The sequence below is a fragment of the Bifidobacterium sp. ESL0825 genome (assembly GCF_052606465.1).
Map to the genome: position 1 here is coordinate 2,086,824 of NZ_CP199589.1, position 20,481 is coordinate 2,107,304.

General features: G+C 65.7%; 7 protein-coding genes. 2 read left to right on the top strand and 5 right to left on the bottom strand.

Going from position 1 to position 20,481, the window contains the following annotated elements; genetic code table 11:
- Positions 1–103: 103 nt before the first annotated feature.
- Positions 104–3,670, top strand: coding sequence for a DNA-directed RNA polymerase subunit beta (gene rpoB / locus ACUIAG_RS08805; protein ID WP_198201057.1), 3,567 nt, complete (start codon positions 104–106; stop codon positions 3,668–3,670).
- Positions 3,671–3,758: 88 nt separating this feature from the next.
- A complete protein-coding gene (locus ACUIAG_RS08810; protein WP_445339705.1) occupies positions 3,759–7,919 on the top strand; it encodes a DNA-directed RNA polymerase subunit beta' in 4,161 nt (1,386 codons plus the stop codon).
- A gap of 172 nt (positions 7,920–8,091) precedes the next feature.
- Here the strand turns inward: ACUIAG_RS08810 and ACUIAG_RS08815 are convergent, their stop codons facing one another.
- The 5 genes from ACUIAG_RS08815 to ACUIAG_RS08835 form a co-directional block, all read right to left on the bottom strand.
- On the bottom strand, positions 8,092–10,503 hold the full coding sequence (locus ACUIAG_RS08815) for a DUF3488 and transglutaminase-like domain-containing protein (RefSeq protein ID WP_445339706.1): 2,412 nt from the start codon (positions 10,501–10,503) through the stop codon (positions 8,092–8,094).
- Positions 10,500–11,747, bottom strand: coding sequence for a DUF58 domain-containing protein (locus tag ACUIAG_RS08820; protein WP_445339707.1), 1,248 nt, complete (start codon positions 11,745–11,747; stop codon positions 10,500–10,502). Before ACUIAG_RS08820 ends, ACUIAG_RS08815 begins: the two co-directional genes overlap by 4 nt.
- A 3-nt stretch (positions 11,748–11,750) precedes the next feature.
- Positions 11,751–13,283: an AAA family ATPase gene (locus ACUIAG_RS08825; RefSeq protein WP_445339708.1), complete on the bottom strand. Its 1,533-nt coding sequence runs from the start codon at positions 13,281–13,283 to the stop codon at positions 11,751–11,753.
- Positions 13,276–18,717: an Ig-like domain-containing protein gene (locus ACUIAG_RS08830; RefSeq protein WP_445339709.1), complete on the bottom strand. Its 5,442-nt coding sequence runs from the start codon at positions 18,715–18,717 to the stop codon at positions 13,276–13,278. Before ACUIAG_RS08830 ends, ACUIAG_RS08825 begins: the two co-directional genes overlap by 8 nt.
- A 165-nt stretch (positions 18,718–18,882) precedes the next feature.
- Positions 18,883–20,436, bottom strand: coding sequence for a serine/threonine protein kinase (locus tag ACUIAG_RS08835; RefSeq protein WP_445339710.1), 1,554 nt, complete (start codon positions 20,434–20,436; stop codon positions 18,883–18,885).
- Between the last annotated feature and the right edge of the window lie 45 nt (positions 20,437–20,481).

Genomic DNA, 20,481 nt, shown 5'->3' on the forward strand with positions numbered 1-20,481 from the left:
CATCATCGAGGAGATGCCCGCGAATAGGCATATGGCGGCCATTCGGCATCTCCCTGGGGTAACAGGAATGATCGAGTACGGCGAGCGATAAGGAACGTCCATTTTGGCTGCCAATAAAGCTGTAAGAAGTACCACCACTACGCAGGCACGCGCTGACGAACACGACATCAAACTGCACAAGGCCACCGACCGTGTCAACTTCGGATCCATCCGCGAACCCATCGAGGTGCCCTACCTCCTGGGTGTGCAGACCGACAGCTTCGACTGGCTGGTCGGCAACGACCGCTGGAAGAAGCGGGTCGAGGAGGACCAGGTCAACGGGACCCATACCGTGGCCCCCGTCTCGGGCCTGGATGAGGTCTTCCAAGAGATCTCACCCATCGAGAACTTCGCTCAGACCATGAGCCTGACCTTCTCGGATCCTTACTTCGAGGAGCCCAGGCACACGGTCCAGGAGTGCAAGGAGAAGGACTACACCTACTCGGCTCCTCTGTATGTGAATGCCGAGTTCGAGAACGGGGACACCGGCGAGATCAAGTCGCAGACCGTCTTCATGGGCGACTTCCCGCTGCAGACCCCCCACGGCACTTTCATCATCGGCGGCTCGGAGCGCGTCATCGTCTCCCAGCTGGTCCGCTCTCCTGGCGTCTACTTCGACCGCACCCAGGACCGCAACTCCGACAAGGAGATCTTCGGAGCCAAGATCATCCCCAGCCGGGGCGCCTGGCTGGAGTTCGAGATCGACAAGCGCGATGTGCTGGGCGTGCGCGTGGACCGCAAGCGCAAGCAGTCCGCCATCGTCTTCCTCATGGCCATCGGCATGACCAAGCCGCAGATCCGCAAGGCCTTCAAGGGCTACCCGCTGGTGCTGGACGCCCTGGAGAAGGAGACCATCGAGACCCAGGACGAGGCCCTGACCGACCTCTACCGCAAGATCCGGCCCGCGGACACCGCCTCGCCCGAGGCCGGCCGCAACCTGCTGGACTCCTTCTACTTCAACACCAAGCGCTACGACCTGGCCCGGGTCGGCCGCTACAAGATCAACCGCAAGCTCGGTCTTGAGACCGACTTCAACGACCGCAGCCTCCACCCCGAGGACATCATCGCCACACTGAAGTACCTGGTGACCCTGCATGCCGGCGGGCAGACCTTCCCCGGCCGCCGCGACGGCCAGGACATCGAGCTGCGGGTGGACGTGGACGACATCGACCACTTCGGCAACCGCCGCATCCGCCAGGTGGGCGAGCTGATCCAGAACCAGCTGCGCACCGGCCTGAGCCGTATGGAGCGCGTGGTCCGCGAAAGGATGACGACCCAGGATGCCGAGGCCATCACCCCGCAGTCCCTGATCAACATCCGCCCGGTCAACGCCACCATCAAGGAGTTCTTCGGAACCTCCCAGCTGAGCCAGTTCATGGATCAGAATAACCCGCTGGCCGGCGTGACCAACAAGCGTCGTCTTTCGGCCCTGGGCCCCGGCGGCCTCTCCCGTGACCGTGCCTCCATGGAGGTGCGCGATGTGCACCCCTCCCACTACGGACGCATGTGCCCCATCGAGTCCCCTGAAGGCCCCAACATCGGTCTGATCGGCTCCCTGGCCACCTTCGCCCGGGTCAACCCCTTCGGCTTCATCGAGACCCCCTACCGCAAGGTCATCGATGGCCAGGTGACCGACGACGTGGTCTACATGACCGCCGACCAGGAGTCCGAGCACACCATCGCCCAGGCCAACCAGGAGATCGACGAGACCGGACACTTCGTCGAGGACGAGGCCCTGGTGCGTGACGCCGAGGCCGAGGCCAAGGATGTGCCCGTCTCCCAGGTGGACCTGATGGATGTCTCCCCCCGGCAGATGGTTTCGGTGGGCGCCTCCCTGATCCCCTTCCTGGAGCACGACGAGGGCCACCGAGCGCTGATGGGCACCAACATGCAGCGTCAGGCCGTCCCCCTGGTCAAGTCCGAGCGGCCTCTGGTCGGTACCGGCTCCGAGTGGCGCTCCGCCATCGACTCGGGCGATGTCATCCTGGCCGAGAAGCCGGGCGTGGTCACCTACGTCTCCGCCGACATGATCCGCGTCATGAATGACGACGGCACCCAGTCCTCCTACAAGCTGGCCAAGTTCCAGCGGTCCAACCAGACCACCTGCTACAACCAGGTTCCCCTGATCAAGGATGGGGAGCGGGTCGAGGCCGGCACGGTCCTGGCCGATGGCCCCGCCACCCAGAAGGGCGAGATGGCCCTGGGCAAGAATCTCCTGGTGGCCTTCATGCCTTGGAACGGCTACAACTACGAGGACGCCGTCATCATCTCCCAGCGTCTGGTCCAGGACGACACCCTGAGCTCCATCCATATCGAGGAGTACGAGACCGACGCCCGCGAGACCAAGCTGGGCGCCGAGGAGATCACCCGCGACCTGCCCAACGTGGGCGAGGACGCAGTGGCCAACCTGGACGAGCGCGGCATCATCCGCATCGGTGCCGAGGTCGAGGCCGGAGACATCCTTGTCGGCAAGGTCACCCCCAAGGGCGAGACCGAGCTGACCCCCGAGGAGCGGCTCCTGCGGGCCATCTTCGGCGAGAAGAGCCGCGAGGTGCGCGACACCAGCCTCAGGGTGCCCCACGGCGAGACCGGCACGGTCATCGAGGTCAAGGAGGTCACCCGCGAGGATGCCGAGGAGGACGGCGACGAGCTGCCCAACGGCGTCAACCGGATGATCAGGGTCTACATCGCCCAGCACCGCAAGATCACCCAGGGCGACAAGCTCTCCGGCCGCCACGGCAACAAGGGCGTCATCTCGAGGATCCTGCCCGAGGAGGATATGCCCTTCATGGCCGATGGCACCCCCATCGACATCATGCTCAACCCCTTGGGCGTGCCCTCGCGTATGAACCTGGGCCAGGTCCTGGAGCTCCACCTGGGGTGGATCGCCCACTCCGGCTGGGACATCAGCCTGGATCCCAACCTGGAGGCCGAGTGGAAGAAGCACATTCCGGCAGGTGCCGAGAAGGCCGAGCCCGGCACAGCCGTGGCCACACCGGTCTTCGACGGCGTACGGCAGGATGCCCTGAACGGCCTGCTCAAGACCACCCTGCCCAACCGTGACGGCGAGCGCCTGGTGGGCGACGACGGCAAGGCCGTGCTCTACGACGGCCGCACCGGCGAACCCTTCACCAAGCCGATCTCCGTGGGCTACATGTACATGCTCAAGCTCCACCACCTGGTCGACGACAAGATCCACGCCCGGTCCACCGGCCCCTACTCCATGATCACCCAGCAGCCCCTGGGCGGCAAGGCCCAGTTCGGCGGCCAGCGCTTCGGCGAGATGGAGGTCTGGGCCCTGGAGGCCTACGGTGCCGCCTACACCCTGCACGAGATGATGACCACCAAGTCCGACGACGTGGACGGCCGTGTGCGGGCCTATGGAGCCATCGTGCGCGGGGAGAACCTGCCGGCGGCCGGCATTCCCGAATCCTTCAAGGTGCTGCTCAAGGAGATGCAGTCGCTCTCCTTGAACGTGGAGGTGCTCAACGCCGAAGGCAACGTGATCGAGATGAAGGACGAGGACGACGACCCCAACGCCGCCTCCGACGACCTGGGCTTCAACATCGGCGCCCGCCCGGACGCCGCCGCCAAGGCCGACCAGTCAGCTCCCGAGCCGGAGTACCGCTGAACCACCAGTCACAGGGATGCCCGCACTGCGGGCATCCCGCTAAAAGGCAAACTTCAGAGCAGTTACAAGATCAGAGACAGGACATAGAGTGCTGGACGTCAATGCATTTGACAAACTGAGAATCGGACTGGCCACGGCCGACGACATCCGCGGCTGGAGCTATGGCGAGGTCAAGAAGCCCGAGACCATCAACTACCGTACCTTGAAGCCCGAGAAGGACGGCCTGTTCGGCGAGCAGATCTTCGGACCCACCCGCGACTGGGAGTGCGCCTGCGGCAAGTACAAGCGCGTGCGCTTCAAGGGGATCGTCTGCGAGCGCTGCGGCGTGGAGGTCACCCGCTCCCGCGTCCGCCGCGAGCGTATGGGCCACATCGAGCTGGCCGCCCCCGTCACCCACATCTGGTTCTTCAAGGGCGTGCCCTCCCGGCTGGGCTACCTGCTGGATATTGCGCCCAAGGACCTGGAGAAGGTCATCTACTTCGCGGCCTACATGGTCACCAAGGTGGATGAGGACAAGCGCCACAAGGATCTGCCCGACCTGCAGGACGAGTTCGACAACGAGATCACCCAGCTGGGGAAGAAGCGCGACCTGGAGATCGACAAGCGCGCCAAGAAGCTGGAGGAGGACCTGGCCGAGCTGGAGAAGACCGACGAGGTCAAGGGCTCTATGAAGGCCCGTCTGCGCAACGGGGCCGAGCGGGACATGACCGCCATCCGCAAGCGCTACGACGACCAGATCCAGAGAGTCACCGCCGTCTTCGACCGCTTCAAGACCCTGAAGCCCGGCGACATGGAGGGCGACGTGGATCTGTGGCGGGAGATGCAGGACCGCTACGGCGACTACTTCGAGGGCTGCATGGGCGCCGAGGCCATCAAGAAGCGCCTGCAGGACTTCGACCTGGAGGGTGCCGCCAAGGAGCTCCGCCACGAGATCGACACTGGCTCCGGCCAGCGCAAGGCCCGTGCCCTGAAGCGGCTCAAGGTGGTTTCCGCCTTCCTGAACACCGGCAACAAGCCCGAGGCCATGGTCCTGGACGTCGTCCCGGTCATTCCGCCCGACCTGCGCCCCATGGTGCAGCTGGACGGCGGACGCTTCGCCACCTCCGACCTCAACGACCTCTACCGGCGCGTCATCAACCGCAACAACAGGCTCAAGCGCCTGATCGAGCTGGGCGCCCCCGAGATCATGCTCAACAACGAGAAGCGCATGCTCCAGGAGGCTGTGGACTCCCTCTTCGACAACGGCCGCCGTGGCCGTCCCGTCACCGGAGCCTCCAACCGCCCCCTGAAGTCCCTGGCAGACATGCTCAAGGGCAAGCAGGGCCGCTTCCGTCAGAACCTGCTGGGCAAGCGCGTGGACTACTCGGGCCGTTCCGTGATCGTGGTCGGGCCCTCCCTGCGCATGCACCAGTGCGGCCTGCCCAAGCCCATGGCCCTGGAGCTCTTCAAGCCCTTCGTCATCAAGCGGCTGGTGGACCTCAACTACGCGCAGAACATGAAGAGCGCCAAGCGGCTGGTCGACCGCGGCGACCCCGAGGTCTGGGGCGTGCTGGAGGAGGTCATCTCCGAGCATCCCGTCCTGCTCAACCGTGCGCCAACGCTGCACCGTCTGGGCATCCAGGCCTTTGAGCCGATCCTGGTCGAGGGCAAGGCCATCCACCTGCCCCCGCTGGCCTGCGCGGCCTTCAACGCCGACTTCGACGGCGACCAGATGGCGGTCCATCTGCCCCTGTCGGCAGAGGCCCAGGCTGAGGCCCGTTCGCTCATGCTGGCCTCCGACAACATCCTCAAGCCCGCCGACGGCCACACGGTCACCATGCCCTCCCAGGATATGATTCTGGGTCTGTACTACCTGACCACTGTGGTTGACGGTGCCAAGGGACAGGGCCGGATCTTCTCCAGCCTGGCCGAGGCCCGGATGGCCCTGGACCTGGGTGAGATCGACATGCAGGCCAAGATCCTGCTGCGGGTCCCCGCCGACTTCGTCATGCCCAAGGATTGGGAGCCCGGCGACCTCAAGGTCATCGACCCCGAGCCCGGCAGCCCCGACGTGGTCAAGGAGGAGGTCTTCAAGGACGGATCCAGGCTCTTCGCCACCAACTACGGGCGGGTCCTGTTCAACCGGACGCTGCCTGTGGACTACCCCTTCATCAACGAGCAGGTGCCCAAGGGCAAGCTGTCCGGCATCGTGGACGACATCGCCACCCGGTACTCGACCGCCCAGGTCGCGGCCACCCTGGATGCCCTGAAGGATCTGGGCTTCACCCGGGCCCAGTGGTCCGGCGTGACCATGGCCTTCTCCGACATCGTGGTGCCGCCCGAGCGCGAAAAGATCGTCAATGAGTACCAGGGGCAGGCCGCCAAGGTCAACTCCCAGTACGACATGGGTCTGCTGACCGACGAGGAGCGCCGTCAGGAGCTGATCAACCTGTGGACCGAGTGCACCGACAAGGTGGCTGACGCCATGCAGGAGCACTTCACTCCGGACAACAACGTGAACATCATGGTCCAGTCCGGGGCACGAGGCAACTGGATGCAGATCCGCCAGATCGCCGGCATGCGAGGCCTGGTGGCCAACCCCAAGGGCGAGATCATCCCTCGACCCGTCAAGTCCAACTACCACGACGGCCTGTCGGTGCTGGAGTACTTCATCTCCCAGCACGGCGCCCGCAAGGGTCTGGCCGACACCGCACTGCGCACCGCCGAGTCGGGCTACCTGACCCGTCGTCTGGTCGACGTCTCCCAGGACGTGATCGTGCGCGAGGAGGACTGCGGCACCATGCGCGGTCTGACCATGAAGGTGGCCGAGCGCGACGAGCAGGGCAACCTGGTTCTGGTCAAGGCCGCCGACGGCGGACCCTACTCCAGGCTCCTGGCCGCCGACGTGATCGACCCCAAGGACGGCAAGACCGTGCTCTACAAGCGCGGCGATGCCCTGTCCATGGATGTCCTTCGCGACATGGTCGCCCACGGCGTGGAGGAGGTCAAGGCCCGTTCGGTCCTGACCTGCGAGTCCACCCGCGGGGTGTGCGCCAAGTGCTACGGCTGGTCCCTGGCCACCAACAAGCTGGTGGATGTGGGCGAGGCTGTGGGCATTGTGGCTGCCCAGTCCATCGGCGAGCCCGGCACCCAGCTGACGCTGCGTTCCTTCCACTCCGGCGGCGTGGCTTCGGCCTCCGACATCACCCAGGGTCTTCCCCGTGTCACCGAGCTCTTCGAGGCCCGTACCCCCAAGGGCGAGGCTCCCATCGCGGAGTTCCCCGGCACCGTCAAGGTGGAGGACACTGATCGCGGCCGTCAGGTGACCCTGACCCCCGATGACACCTCCGTGGAGGCGCTGACCTACCCGGTCACCCGCCGTGCGCCCATGATGGTCAAGGACGGACAGCACGTCGAGGCCGGCACCCAGCTGATCGAGGGCTCCGTGGATCCCAAGAAGATCCTGCGCATCCTCGGCCCGCGCGCCGCCCAGGTGAACATCGTCAACGAGGTGCACACGGTCTACCGCTCCCAGGGCGTGGACATCCACGACAAGCACATCGAGGTCATCGTCCACCAGATGCTCCGCCGCGTCACGGTCATCGACTCGGGCGACACCGATCTGCTGCCCGGCGAGCTGGTTGACCAGGCCAAGTTCAAGGCTGCCAACATGAAGGCCGTCAAGGCCGGAGGCAAGCCGGCTGCTGGACGCCCCGAGCTCATGGGCATCACCAAGGCCTCCCTGGCCACCGACTCCTGGCTGTCGGCCGCCTCCTTCCAGGAGACGACCCGCGTGCTCACCGAGGCCGCTCTGAACCAGAAGGTCGACGACCTCAAGGGCCTCAAGGAGAACGTGATCATCGGCAAGCTGATCCCTGCCGGCACCGGCCTGGCCAGGTACCGCAACGCCACTGTGGAGCCCGACAAGGCCATCCGCGACACCATCTACCCCAACTTCGGCCTGGGTGGCGGCGACGTGGATCTGAGCGACGCCGACCTGAACGATGTGGACTTCTCCAACATCGACTTCGGGGATCTGAAGCTGGGCGACGACTTCAACCCTGACGACTTCCTCAACGACCAGGGCGGCCAGAGCCATCTGGACACTCCCAACGTGCAGGATCCGTCAGCTGAGGCCGGCGATCAGACGGCTGCCGCGGGCGCCGGATCTTCGGATGCCGCCGATGGCAGTGACTCCGATCAGAAGCCGTCCCAGCAGCCTGGTTCGGCCACCTTCTCCTCCTCGGAGGACCAGCACTCCAACCAGTGAGAGTCTGAACAACCGATAGCCGCAGATCCGCTTGGGCCGGATGACCCGGCCTGGCGGATTCGGCTGCCGGATATGTGATAAAGGATGAGGGCCCGTGCGATCGCTATGATCGCACGGGCCCTCATCTTGTTTTTCTCGCGGTCTAGGTTGCCGGCAGATAGTGGCAGATAGGTCAGCGCAGGTGCCTAGGTGAAAGCAGGGTCCGCCAGCGTCGGGTTCGTGGCAGGGATGCCAGGATGGCGGATCGCAGCTTGTCCACCAGCTGCCAGCAGTCTACGGCCTCCTGCTCGTCTGAAGGGTGCCGGTCGAACGAGGCCTGATCGGCCATGTTGCGCAGTCGATCCAGATCCCGGCGCAGACCAGTCGACGAGGACCCTGGGGGGTCAGCCAGCAGGGTCTGGGCGATCAGAGCTGCCTGCTCGCTACGGGTGCCCTCCAGGGGCAGGCCGGTCTGTCTGCCCAGGTTGCCGATCTGTCGCCAGCCGGCGCGGATGCGTGTCTTCGGGTCGCCGGTCGACCGGGCCCGTCGGCGTAGCCAAGCCTTGACAGCCAGCAGGGCCAGAACCAGGAGAGCCGGCAGCCAGAGCGGCATGGTCCAGAGCGTCACTCTGGCTATCAAAGGTCCGTACCGTTTCCAGAAGGAGGGTGAAGATTGTCGCGATGCTTCCTGTCCGCCGACGGTAGTTCGACCCTGGGTGGCCCGGTCGTCGCGGGGAGGATCGAACAGCGGGGGCGGCGGCTGGCGGACCAGGGTGCGCGGATTGGGTGGCGTGGAGTCCAAGGACTTGTCCGGGATCTTGGTCTCCGGTGGCGTGGGGTAGAAGGGGACCCACCCCAGTCCTTTCAGACTGACCTCCACCCAGGCCTGGGCATCGCGTCCGGTGAAGTCGATTCTGGTGCTCCCGTCCGCTTGGGTCTTCGTCCGTGCCTGGCTGATGGAGCCGTCACGGTTCTTGGGCAGGAATCCCAAGACCACCCGGGATGGCAGACCCATCTGCCGGGCCAGGAGGGCCATGGCTGAGGCGTATTGCTCGCTGTCGCCCACCATGGCCTGGCCTTGCAGGAGCTGATTGATCCGATAGTCGCCATGGCCGGAGGGCGACGGGTAGTCTCCTGCCAGACCGTGGGAGAACCATCCCTCCCGGTACAGCCGTTCCTCAATGGCCAGGGCCCTGGCGCCGCCGCGCACCTGCATGGAGGTCATGGAAGCAGCCGCCTTGGGCAGGCTCTCAGGTGCATCCGCCAGGGTAGGCACCTGCGCATCTCCCGGATCGCTGTCAGCTATACGACGGGTTGCAGGTCGGCCTTCGGCCACGCCGTGCACCGAATAGCTGGTCCCCTTCTGCAGGGGCTGATCGGTCAGTGCGGTGTCTGTGGCCTTGTTGAAGTAGAGGTCCTTGCGTTGCAGGCCCTGATCCGTATCGATGCCGTCGACTTGTCCGGCGGAGGGCAACCAGGCATGGTCGAACCCCTCCCGGATCAGGAAGGTCGCGGTAAAAGGCTGTCCGGCCTGTCCGCTGTCTTGGGCCTGCTCCTGCTGCCTTTCCGTGCGGATCTTGGCGCCGATGCGCCGGTAGTCGGCTGCTCCTGCGCCCGAGGAGTCGGACAGATTCCAGACCTTGCCGTCATAACGGTCCATGACGGCCATACGGACCGGGGTGCCAGCGGGCAGGTTGCGGACCGTGACCAGGGTATCGTCGCGGTGGCGTTTGATGTACGCCCGGTAGTCGCTCAAGGGGCTGGTGAACTGGTAGGGGTCCATGGGCGGCTGATAGTGGTCACGAATGACCAGCCGGGTCGGGGCGGGCAGCAGTCCAGCGGAGAAAATCAGTCCAGCTGTCAATGCCAAGGCCAGAAGAGTGGATGCGAGCCCTTGCAGACGGATCAGCCCCAGCCCGCTGGCGCACCAGATCAGCAGGAGCAGCCAGAGGATGCCACCCGTCAATGCCGGGTAGAGGCCCCTGCTGGTGCCTAGGGCTGCTGACACAGCCATGGCGGCCAGGATGGGCAGCGTGGCTGTCAGGACGGCCACGGGGTGCGCGGGCCGTCCCAGGTTGCGACCCAGGCCATGGCGGGCCAGCAGCACGGCCAGATAGCAGGTCCAGAGCATCAGCGTCCACAGAGCCATCAGTCCGCCTGCTTCCTGGCCGAGTGGGGGATCGATGGCTGCCAGGGTCTTGAAAGCGCCGAAGGTGGCGGACCAACCTTGTGCCAGGGTTGCCCAGGTGGGCAGGACATGGGCCAGGGTGGTCCCGTTCAGAGCGAGGATGGGGCCCAGCAGGAACTGGGCTGCGATCAGCAGCAGAGGCTGCAGGAGGGCTGTGGCAATGCCACGGCGGGGGAGCATGGCGATCAACAGTCCGGCCAGACATGCTGCGGCTCCCACTGTCAGCCAGAAGGGCAGGCTGCCATAGACCGGCAGCAGCTGCAGTCCGGCCAGCAGATCGAGTGGAGCCAATGCGGCGACCAGAATCATGGGGGAGCGGCGCCTGGTCGGGTCGACAGTGGACTGCAGACCAGCCCGGTCGATCAGGCGGATAGGCTCCCTCTGGGCTTGGTCCATCCACGATGCTGATGTGCTCATGGCTGGGTCTCCAAGAGGATGGGAAGGTCCTTCCTGTTGCCCAAAACAGCGTTGACCAACCCCGGCTGCGTCTGCAGGCTTGGATGGGCGCCCAAGTCAGCAGCGAGCAGCATGACCGGGGATGCGCTTTGGGCCGATCCGTCCATCAGGGCTGAGGGTTGGCGGTCGCCCAGCGAACCGGTCACCAAAATGGTCAGACTGGTCCGCTCGGGAGCCTCGGCCAGGTCGGGCTTGTCGTAGCTGTCCTGACGGGGGCGGATGGCGCTGCAGGCATCCAGAAAGCTTCGGGGATCCTCCGTAGGCAGGGTGGTTCCATGGGCATCAGGATCGTCCGGTTCCGGAGCCAACGCTTGCAGCCGACGGCCGTCAAGCAGGCATCGGCAGCCCAGGGAAGCATAGATTTCGACCGCCAGTTCGAACTCATCCGCGTTCCGGTAGGAGGCGGCCTGGCCGTCCAGGATCAGTTCGGTCCTGGTGCGCAGGGTGGGCTCGTACTGGCGGACCATCAGGGTGCCGGCCCGGGCAGTGGACAACCAGTGGACCCGTTTTATGTCATCGCCCGGAACGTGGGGGCGCAGGGCATGAAATTCCAGATCGTCGTCGACAATGCCAGAACCAGGATTCCCCTCCAGGTCGCGTTCCAGTCCGGCTTCGAGGGGCTGCAGGGCCACCGTGCGGGGATGGATATAGAGTTTTCGGGCGCCGGTCAGAATTCGGCGGCGACGGATGAGCCCCAGCGGATCGCCGGCCTCCATGGTCACCGGGCCCAGGTCAATCACGCCACGGGACCTGGCTTCCAGCTTCAAGCGGATCTGGTGACTCTGGCCGGGGGACAGGGCTGGCAGGGGCGCAATGACCGTTCCTTGGTCTAGAGCCAGACCGATTCGGCCGCGACGGGTGGAACGGCTGCCTGGGTTGGTCAGAACCAGGACCAGCTCGGCCTGGCCACCCACCTCCAGATGGCCTTGGTTCAGACTCGTTTCAGCGTTGCAGGACAGGTTGCCCAGGCTCGTCAGCAGCCCAAACAGCAGCATGCCCGCGCCCAGCAGAGCGCCCGCCAGCAGTTCACGCCAGCCTGTAGGGACGAAGGCCAAAGCGCACAGGAGTGCGGCCAGAGCCATGGCCCGGCCCAGGGCGGTGATCGACTGCCATAGGCCGGCGGCCCGGGATCGCAGGCTCTGTCTAGATCCCGTCGAGGATGCCGGTCTTGCTTTCGGGGCAGGTCGGCTGGCGAAGGCGGTCATGGCTCACTGCTCTCCTGTGGGGACGGGGACCTTGGCCAGGGCTTCGGCCAGCGCCTGGTGTTCATCCATGTCCGCCAGCCTGCTCTGGGCGGTCAGGACCAGCCGGTGGGCCAGGATGGGGTCGACCAGGTCCTTGACATCATCGGGGATCACGTAGTCGCGGCCCTGTGCACAGGCCCGGATCCTGGCGCAACGGACCAGAGCCAGCCCGCCTCTGATGGAGGAGCCGACCCGGATGGCGGGGCTGTGCCGTGTGGCTTCGATGATGTGGATGACGTATTCCATGATGGAGGAATCGCAGAAGACCTTGGAGGCGCAGGCGGCCATGGCCTCCACCTGGGCGGCGTCGACCACCGGTTCCACCAGGCCTGCCCGGTCGCGGATGTCGGCCTCTTGAAGGATGCGCATGCTGGCATCGTGCCCAGGCGCCCCAAGCGAGGTGCGGATCAGAAAGCGGTCCATCTGCGCCTCGGGCAGGGCATAGGTGCCCAGCTGCTCGATGGGATTCTGGGTGGCCATAACCATGAATGGCCGGGGGAGGCGGTAGGTACGGCCATCCACGGTCACCTGGCCTTCCTCCATGACCTCCAGCAGGGCCGATTGGGTCTTGGGGGAGGCCCTGTTGATCTCGTCGGCCAGAACCAGGGAGGCGAAGACCGGCCCGGGCCGGAAGGAGAATCGTCCTTGAGACTGGTCATAGAAGGTCACGCCCAGCAGATCAGAGGGCAGCAGGTCGGGGGTGAACTGGATTCGCTTGCAGTCCACGGCGATGGAGGCAGCCAGGGCGCGTGACAGCTGGGTCTTGCCGGTGCCTGGATTGTCTTCCAGGAGCACATGGCCTCCCGCGATCAGGGCAGTGACGCACAGGGCGATGGTCTCCTCCTTGCCCAGCACCGCCTGGCCGACGTTGTCCACGATGGAGCGGAAGAGGCTGGCGAAGGTCGGCACATCCACGGCGGCCTGGCTGCTGCCTGCGGTCTGGACTGATCGCCTCTGCTGCCTGGTGCCTGCTGCCCGATCCGCTGCTTCGGTGGAAGACCGCCTGTCCCGTTCTGTCTCTTCCATCTCCCCGGGTTCGTCGGTCCTGACTGCGTGCGTGGGGGCCGAGGCCTTCTCCAGCTGGGGGTGACGGGACTGATCAGTGACATCGACAAGGTCAGGCCTTGCAGGAGCTGATGAGGGCCGGGCGAACAGGTCACGGACCGGCTGGCGGCCGGGGATGGTCCCGTCTTCAATCATGGTGCGGTCAGATGGGCTGGATTCCGCTCCGGACTCCCGGCTTGTTCTTTGTCTGGCAGACACAGGGATGCGACCGGGCCGGGTCCGGTCATCGCTCACCGCAGGAGTGGATTCCTGCTGGCCCAGACCGGCCATGAGGGCTTGGCGCTGCCGCTTGAGTACATCCAGTCGGTCGGCAGGGATCCGTCGGCTCTCGCTGCCCTCCTCGCGGACGGCTTTGGGGGTACTTCTCCTGGTCGCGTCATCCGGGATGGTGCCGTCCTGCTGGATGGGTTCCTGTGCGTTTCGTTCATCCATGGTCATTCATCCTTGTCTGCTGAGGGGACCTCTGACGGGTAAGGGTCTTGTCTCTTGGCTTGTCGGTCTCCTTGGGCAGGGTCAGCTCCTTGGTGGCGGCAGGCGAATGGCCTTCGGACCCCATCCCGCGGATGCGAGCGACTGCCCGGAAGGTCAGCGTGTCACCTGGCTTGGCGGATCCAGCAGGCAGGGTGATGACTTCACTGACCTCCGGCTGGTTGCAGGGCAGGGTCCAGGAGGCCTTGTCGGAGTCGAGGCCATCGATGCTCACCTGGATGTCTGCGCAGGACCGGCCGTGTTCGCCCCCGGGGGCAAGGACCAGCTTGACCTGGTCCTTGCCCTGGTACTCCAGAGTCTGGAATGCAGGGGAATCCGGATGCGACCAGGTGGCTCCAGAGGCTGAGGCCACAGGTCCGGATCCGGCCATATTGGCCGGAGTCACGCTCACCGTGCAGGTGGCTCCTGCCTCGTCATGGCTGACATCGAAGACCGCCTTGGTGGCGGTGGCCGCGCGCCATCGTGGCGAACCGCAGCCGGAACCCTCGCCGTGGACCGTATAGCCCTGGATGGGCGAGCCATGATTCTCTGGCGGGCGCCAGGTGACGGTCAGAGTTTCCTTGCTGCCCCCGTCCACGGTCAGCGCCTGCACGCCTCCGGGAAGCGCGTCCGGTCTGGCTGCCGCCGGCGAGGAGGCAGGGGACCAGCCCACCTGGTTGTGTGCTTGGACAGTGAAGGAGTAGTCATGGCCGTTGGCCAGCCCGTCGACCCGGCAGGTGACGGCATTGCCGCAGGAGCGTTGTCCCGAGCCTGCCGATGAGGTGTAGGAGACCCGGTACTCGTCCACTGGACTGCCGTTGGCTGCGCCCGGCTCCCAGGCCAGGCGAACCGTTCCGTCGCCGGCCTGGGCGGCGCCCGCCAGCATTCTGGGGGCCTGCGGGCGGTCGATGATGCCCACGGTGATGGTGGCGCTCACCCGGCGTCCCGGATCCCGGCTGCCATCCTCGACCGTGGCCAGAATGGTGTTGGTGGAGGCGCCGATGTCACGATCGGCCTTGATGGCGATCCGCCCGTCGCCCAGGTTGCTGGCTGTCAGTCGTGAGGCGTCATCGCTGACCAGGCCGACCAAGCGCAGCGGAGTGTCGGGGAAGGGGTTGAGGGCGCCGTCGAACAGGTTCAGCTCCAGGCTCTGCCCGGCTTTGAGCCCCACCTGGCGTGAGGGAACCGAAGCCAGGGGCCGGGTGGTGGCGACGATACGGAAGGCCAGGGCCGTATGTACATCGCCGGATGAACTGGTAATGGTCACCGGCAGGGTTGCCTTGGTGCCAGGCGTTGCGGTCTTGTCAGCGGACACGTTCAGTTGGCCCCGAGGGCTCAGCCTGGCATGGATCGGCCCCTGGGGATCCCCGGAGGAGAAGGTGCTGTCTGCCGGGTCGCTTCCCTGGGGCCAACGGGTCATGGCAGGCAGGGATATGGTCTGTGCCGGCTCCCCGGCCACCAGATCGATGACCGGTGCCGAGAGGACCGGCGGGGCTGCTCTGCCGCCCACCACGGTGATGGGCAGGGTCAGCACCGACTCGTTGACGATGGCCTGACCGCCCGGATCCCCGTCACGGACGGCAAAGGTCAGTGAGGCTGGACCGGCATAGTCCTTGGCGGCGGTGAATCTCAGGGTGTGCTCGTCCACATAGGGGTCGGATCCGTCGGACTTGGTGGCCGAAACGGACTGCCGGGAGGTGATCCGTGCGGTCTTGCCTGCACCCACCCTGACCTGATCGGCGATGTCGATGGTGATGCTCTGGCCAGCCCGCACTTTGAGGGCCGGAGCCCGAGGCCTCAGGACAGGGGGGAATACCCCATAGGCGGGGACCTTCACAAAGGCCATTGAGGTGATCTTGTACCGGGTGTTGGTGACGGTGTAGGGCACAGCCCTGGCCTGGTTGGTCAGATCGATGACCAGCTTGGTGGAGCCGGCTTCGCCTGCGGTCCTGGCGTGGGCCCTGGCTCCAGGATGAATCCCAAGGCGCAGGTCATCGAGGGTGCCGGATGGATTGCTGATGGAGTCGTCCAGATTGACCTCCACGCTGCGCTTGTCCACCGTGTCCTCGGGAGCCACCTGGTAATCCTGGGCTATGGGCGGCTGGATGGGGGCTTGAGGATCCGAGACCACGGTCAGGGTGGCCTGGTCGCTCAGTCCCGCCCGGTTGCGTGCCCGGTAGACCAGGTAGGAGGTGCCCGGCTGTGAGGGGGCGGTCAGCCGGATCATGCCGTTTTCCACGCTGGCCTGGTCCAGGCCCTGGCGCTCCAGGTGGGGGTCCAGACTCAAGGAGTCATCATCCCCGGAGATGTCGTTGAGCAGAACCGGCACATCGGCCACGGTCCCAGGCCGCAGCCTGACCTTGTCGTCCCGGGCGAAGACCCCGGTCACCGACGAGTCAGGGAAGACCCCGATGCGTACGCGCGCCTGGGCACGCTGCCCCACCCAGTCCTCCACGGCGTAGGTGAACTCGTCGGTGCCGTGCGAGTCGGGATAGGCCTCATAGATCAGGTAGTCGGCCCCGGCTTTGACGATCCTGCCCAGCCTGGGCGCCTGGTTGCCCAAGCCGGACAGGGTGTCGCAGTCTCCATCCTGGTCGATGCCGGTCAATGGGACGGGGATGCGCACCTTGGTCCCGGCAGCCACCTGGGCCCGCAAATCCTTGGGTGTAGGCGCGGGTTTGCTGGCCGGGTCGGAGGCATGCACCCGGAAGGTGATGGTGCCCGAGGCCGCGTTGCCCAGATCGTCCCTGACCGTATAGGCGGCCGGGAAGTCCCCGGTGCGCTCGCTGGCCTGATATCTGACCGTGTCCCCGGATACGAAGGCCAAGCCTGCAAAGGTCCGCTGATCCGTAGTCAGCTGCTGGTCCAGGGTGACGCTGGTCCCGTCAGCGTGAGCGACCTTGTCCATGACCGAAACCGTGACCAGGCCCGATGAGCGGACCCCAACCGTCAGATTCGGGGCCTTAGGCGCCGAGGCCGCCCTGCTCAGGGAGGGGGGCTGCAGAACGATGGTCCCCTGAGCCGTACCATCGGCGTTGGCAACTGTGTAGGCGATGCTCAGCGGCCGTGTGGGGATTTTTCTGGCAGACAGGTAGACCCGGCGGTGGTCCACGATGCCGACCTTGATGCCGGAGTCCGGATCCACGCGCACATCGGTCAGGGCCAGCACTCCGCCCATGGGATCCAGGTCGTTGTCAAGCGGATCGACGATGGCGGTCTGGTCGGCCCCCAGCAGGGCTACGTCGTTGACAGGAACCGGCAGCGCGGATCCGCCTTGGCCGTGTTCTACCTCCAGCCTGACCAGCCCCTGGGTCTCCCGGTCACCCTGGGCCACCCGATAGGGCACATAATAGGTGCCCGGGTTGGCGGCGGTGGCGGTGAAGGAAAGGCTTTCGGCGTTGACCTCCACCTGGATTCCATCGGGTTTGTCGACCCGGACCAGGCGGAGCGGCTGAGCGGCATTGGCGTGTACGCTCCTGCTCAGGTCCACGGTGGCCTCTCGGCCGGCAGTGGCCTGGCGAATGACCGGATCGACCAGTGGTGCCAGGGTATTGACGGGTTTGACGGTGAAGTAGATCAGTCCCTGACCGCTCATGACTCCGTCCGAAACAGTGACTTTGACAGCCAGCCGACCGGAGGTGGCCGACCCGGCGCTCATGGTCAGCTGTCCGTCAGCCCTGGTGGACAGGGATATCCGATCCGAATTGACGGACTCGGCGCCGGCCAGGGTCAGCGGATCCCCATCAGGATCCTCGAAGCCGGCCAGGGCGTTGACAGTGGTAGTGGCGCCCTGCTCCACTTCGTATTCGGGAGGGGTGTCGTTCTGGACCGGTGCCTGGTCGCCTCGGTCCATCTTGGCAGGGGCGATGCTGAGGTCGATGCCAGCCGAGGAGACCTGGCCGCGTCCGTCGGTGATGGAGTAGTTGATTCGGGCCCGTCCCACAGGTGCGTCGCTGGCATCCACCTGCAGGAAGCGGCCGTTCATGACCGGAGTCAGGCGAAGGTTGCCTTGCGAGCTGCGCGCATCCTCGATTCGCAGAACCGAGCAGTCCGTCTGGCGATCGTTGCGCAGGGGGTCCAGCAGGGCTCTGGAACCGGCCCGGATGCCCAGACTGTCGTCCTCGGCCTGGATGGGTTGGGATCCTGATCGACAGGTGGCCGCGAACCGCTGGCGATTGTCGGCCGATTCCTGACGCTGATCGGTCCTGTCCGCGTGCTTGACCTCCATGGTCTGCCACTGCGGCCGAATCACCTTGGTGGAGGATCGAGGATTCCAGACATCGCCAGTCAGCACGTCGTTGAGGATGACCCTCCGGTGGTTGGCCCGGAAGACCAGATCCGAGGTGGGACTGATGGCCTCCAGGGTGGAGGGGCGCGGCTGCGGTGACCGGACCCGCGGTACGGCTGTCCCTGTTGCGCACAGCCGCAGGAAATTGTTCCCCGAGGAGGCCCAGGCCGTCCAAAGGCATCCGCCCGAGGATACCGGCTGGGCGGGTTGGCCGCTGCCGCCGGTGCCTAGAGTCTCAACCTGATTCCGGGGGTGATCCAGATCGACCAGGTGGACGCTTTCCTGATCGGTCAGGCCCACCCAGGGTCCCTGGCGGTCCATATCCACTGGAGTGGACTGGAGCTGCAGTTCTCCCCGGTGCGGTATCCGGATGGATCCCTTGGGCCAGTAGAGCCGGTCGCCTGCCAAGAGGACGGGTCTTCCGTTGATGACGCTGAATGCAGTGGCCCGGACGGGAGTGTGGTCCGTCAGAGAGTCCAGCTCACGGTGGGCCCGGGAGTCCGGTCCGTCGATCCTTGACACGACCCCGTCCGAGGGCCGGTAGGCGTAGACGGCCCCGGAGGCATCCACAGTGACGGCGGCCCCGGAGCCTAGGGTCAGCACAGGATCTCGGCGCTGAGGGTCCAGATCTCCCGGCGAAGCGGCCCTGCCCACCCAGATTCTGCCGGTCCGTGCTTGGAAGAGGGCCAGAGTGGGCCCGTTGACCATCCGTTGAACCCTGGCATCCGACCGGGTGGTGTCCCCCAGGGTGGCGGTGGAGGCCGCTATGGGAGCCATGCCTCCCTCCCGGCCCAGGATGACCGCGTATCCGCTCTGGGCCAGGTCGAAGCGGTCGGTGCCCGTCGACAGGGCCACGTCCGCCTCTCCGATGTCGGGCTTGAACCGGGCTACCTTGCGCTCGTTCTGGGAGGTGATCCAGATGCTGCCGTCATCCACCTGAACTGCACGGCGGTCCACCCCATGCACGAATAAGACGCCCAGGACGAGCAGGACCAGCGCCGTCAGCGTGACGGCCAGGATGGCGGCAGGGTTCCTGGCGCGGACGGCCAGAGCATGCCGCAGGCGCAGCCCGGCCCGGCGCATCCGCAGGAATCGTCCCTGCAAGTCCATAATCCCCTGGGTTCCTTTCCTGTCCTGCCACACAGGCTTGGCTTCTTAACTCGTCCCGGACCGCCGTCAATGCTCTCTCTGAGGACTGATTTTAGCTGGTTTGCAGGGTCTTGGCGGTCTGTGAAAGTCGGGGTGGTCGAATGTGAAAATTCATCCACCGAGGGTTCACTGAACGGCGCAGATGATGGTCGGTTCCTGGGACATGCTCCGGTCGGCCCGCACCAGGGTGACGCTGATGCAGGTCTGGCCCCCCTGCGGATCGTCGATGCGGGCGGTCGGCTGTCGGGTCTGTACGCTGCGGCCACGATCTTCGGTGCCGCTCTGGTCCAGGGGATGCCAAACATAGCTGTCTCCAGGTTTGGGGTCGGGATTGGCCCAAGCGAAAACTGCCGTGGTGCCCTGGTAGCGGCCCTGACCCTGGGTGGGCGAGGGAACTGAGCCCTCCTGCAGGTCATGAGGGTCGCTCGAATCCGTCGGGTCCGGGGACTGTGCCTGCTGGGATTGGACCTGGGAGGAACCTGCAGCCGGCTGTGAACCTCGCTCGGATCCGTTCGGCAGGCCGACAACCAAGGCCCAGACCAGGGCAACGGCCAGGACGGCAGCGAGGATCAGAGCCAGAAGAATCACACGGCGGCGGCCGGGAAACCGCCTAACCTGGCTGCCTTCATGGTCAGTGACGGCCTCCCTGTCTTGTTGCAGGCACGATTTTGAGCTGACCCCAGTCCCGGTCCAGGAGTGAACGGACTCCTTGCTTTTTGTCCGGCCTGCCATGGCACCGGTATGGGCGTGCGAGCGTGCATCTCCCTGCGGATAGGGGGCGATTCCCTCGCCGATGAAGGGCGTCGCATGGCCGTAGAGCTGCTGCTGGACCTCCTGCAGGGCGCGGCCGAACTCCAGCGCCGAGTAGTAGCGGTCGTCCCGGTCATGGGCCATGGCCTTCTCCAGAACCGCAGCCAGCATAGGGGAGGCCTCACCCATGTGCAGAACCGGGGTTTCCGCTGTCAGGATCAGCTGTGCCAGGTGATCCTCATCCCGGGCCCGGTAGGCGTATTCGTAGGGGGAGCGGCCGGCCAGCATGCCGAAGAGCGAGGCGCCCAGGGAGTAGATGTCGCTGGCCTCGGACCCTCCCGAGCGGTTGGCCAGGACCTCCGGGGCCGCCCAGGGTATGGAAAGCCCACCGGCCCGTTCGCCTCCATAGATGCCCGAGGAGATGCCGAAGTCGGCCAGGACGGGCAGGCCCTGGTCGGTGATCAGAAAGTTGCTGGGTTTGACGTCCCGGTGCAGGATCCCGCGTTCATGGGCGCAGCAGAGGGCCGAAGCCATGCGCACTCCCAGGTCCAGCACGCCTTCCTGGTCCATGCCCCCCTTGAGCATGATGGTCTTGCAGCTGCCGCCCGGAGCGTATTCGAGCACCAGGCAATCCCGTCCGTCATCGCTGACCAGGGCCTGGTGGATGCTCAGGATGCAGGGATGGGTGGAGAGCTTGGCCAGGGTCTTGGCCTCGCGCAGAAAGAGCTGATGGGTCTGCTGGTCCATGCTGCCTTGGAGGGCCGCCTTGACCGCCACAGGTCGGTTGAGCCCCTCCTGCTCGTACAGGTAGACGGCGGCGGTGCCTCCCAGGTCCAGGGGTCGCAGGAGCCGCAGCCCGGGCAGCGTCGGCGCCTGGTCCATGGCTGGAACCGCACCCGGGCGCCGGGCCTGGGAACCATTCTGCTGCAAGGGACATCACCTCCTGGGGACTGCCTGAGAACTGTAATCCACGAT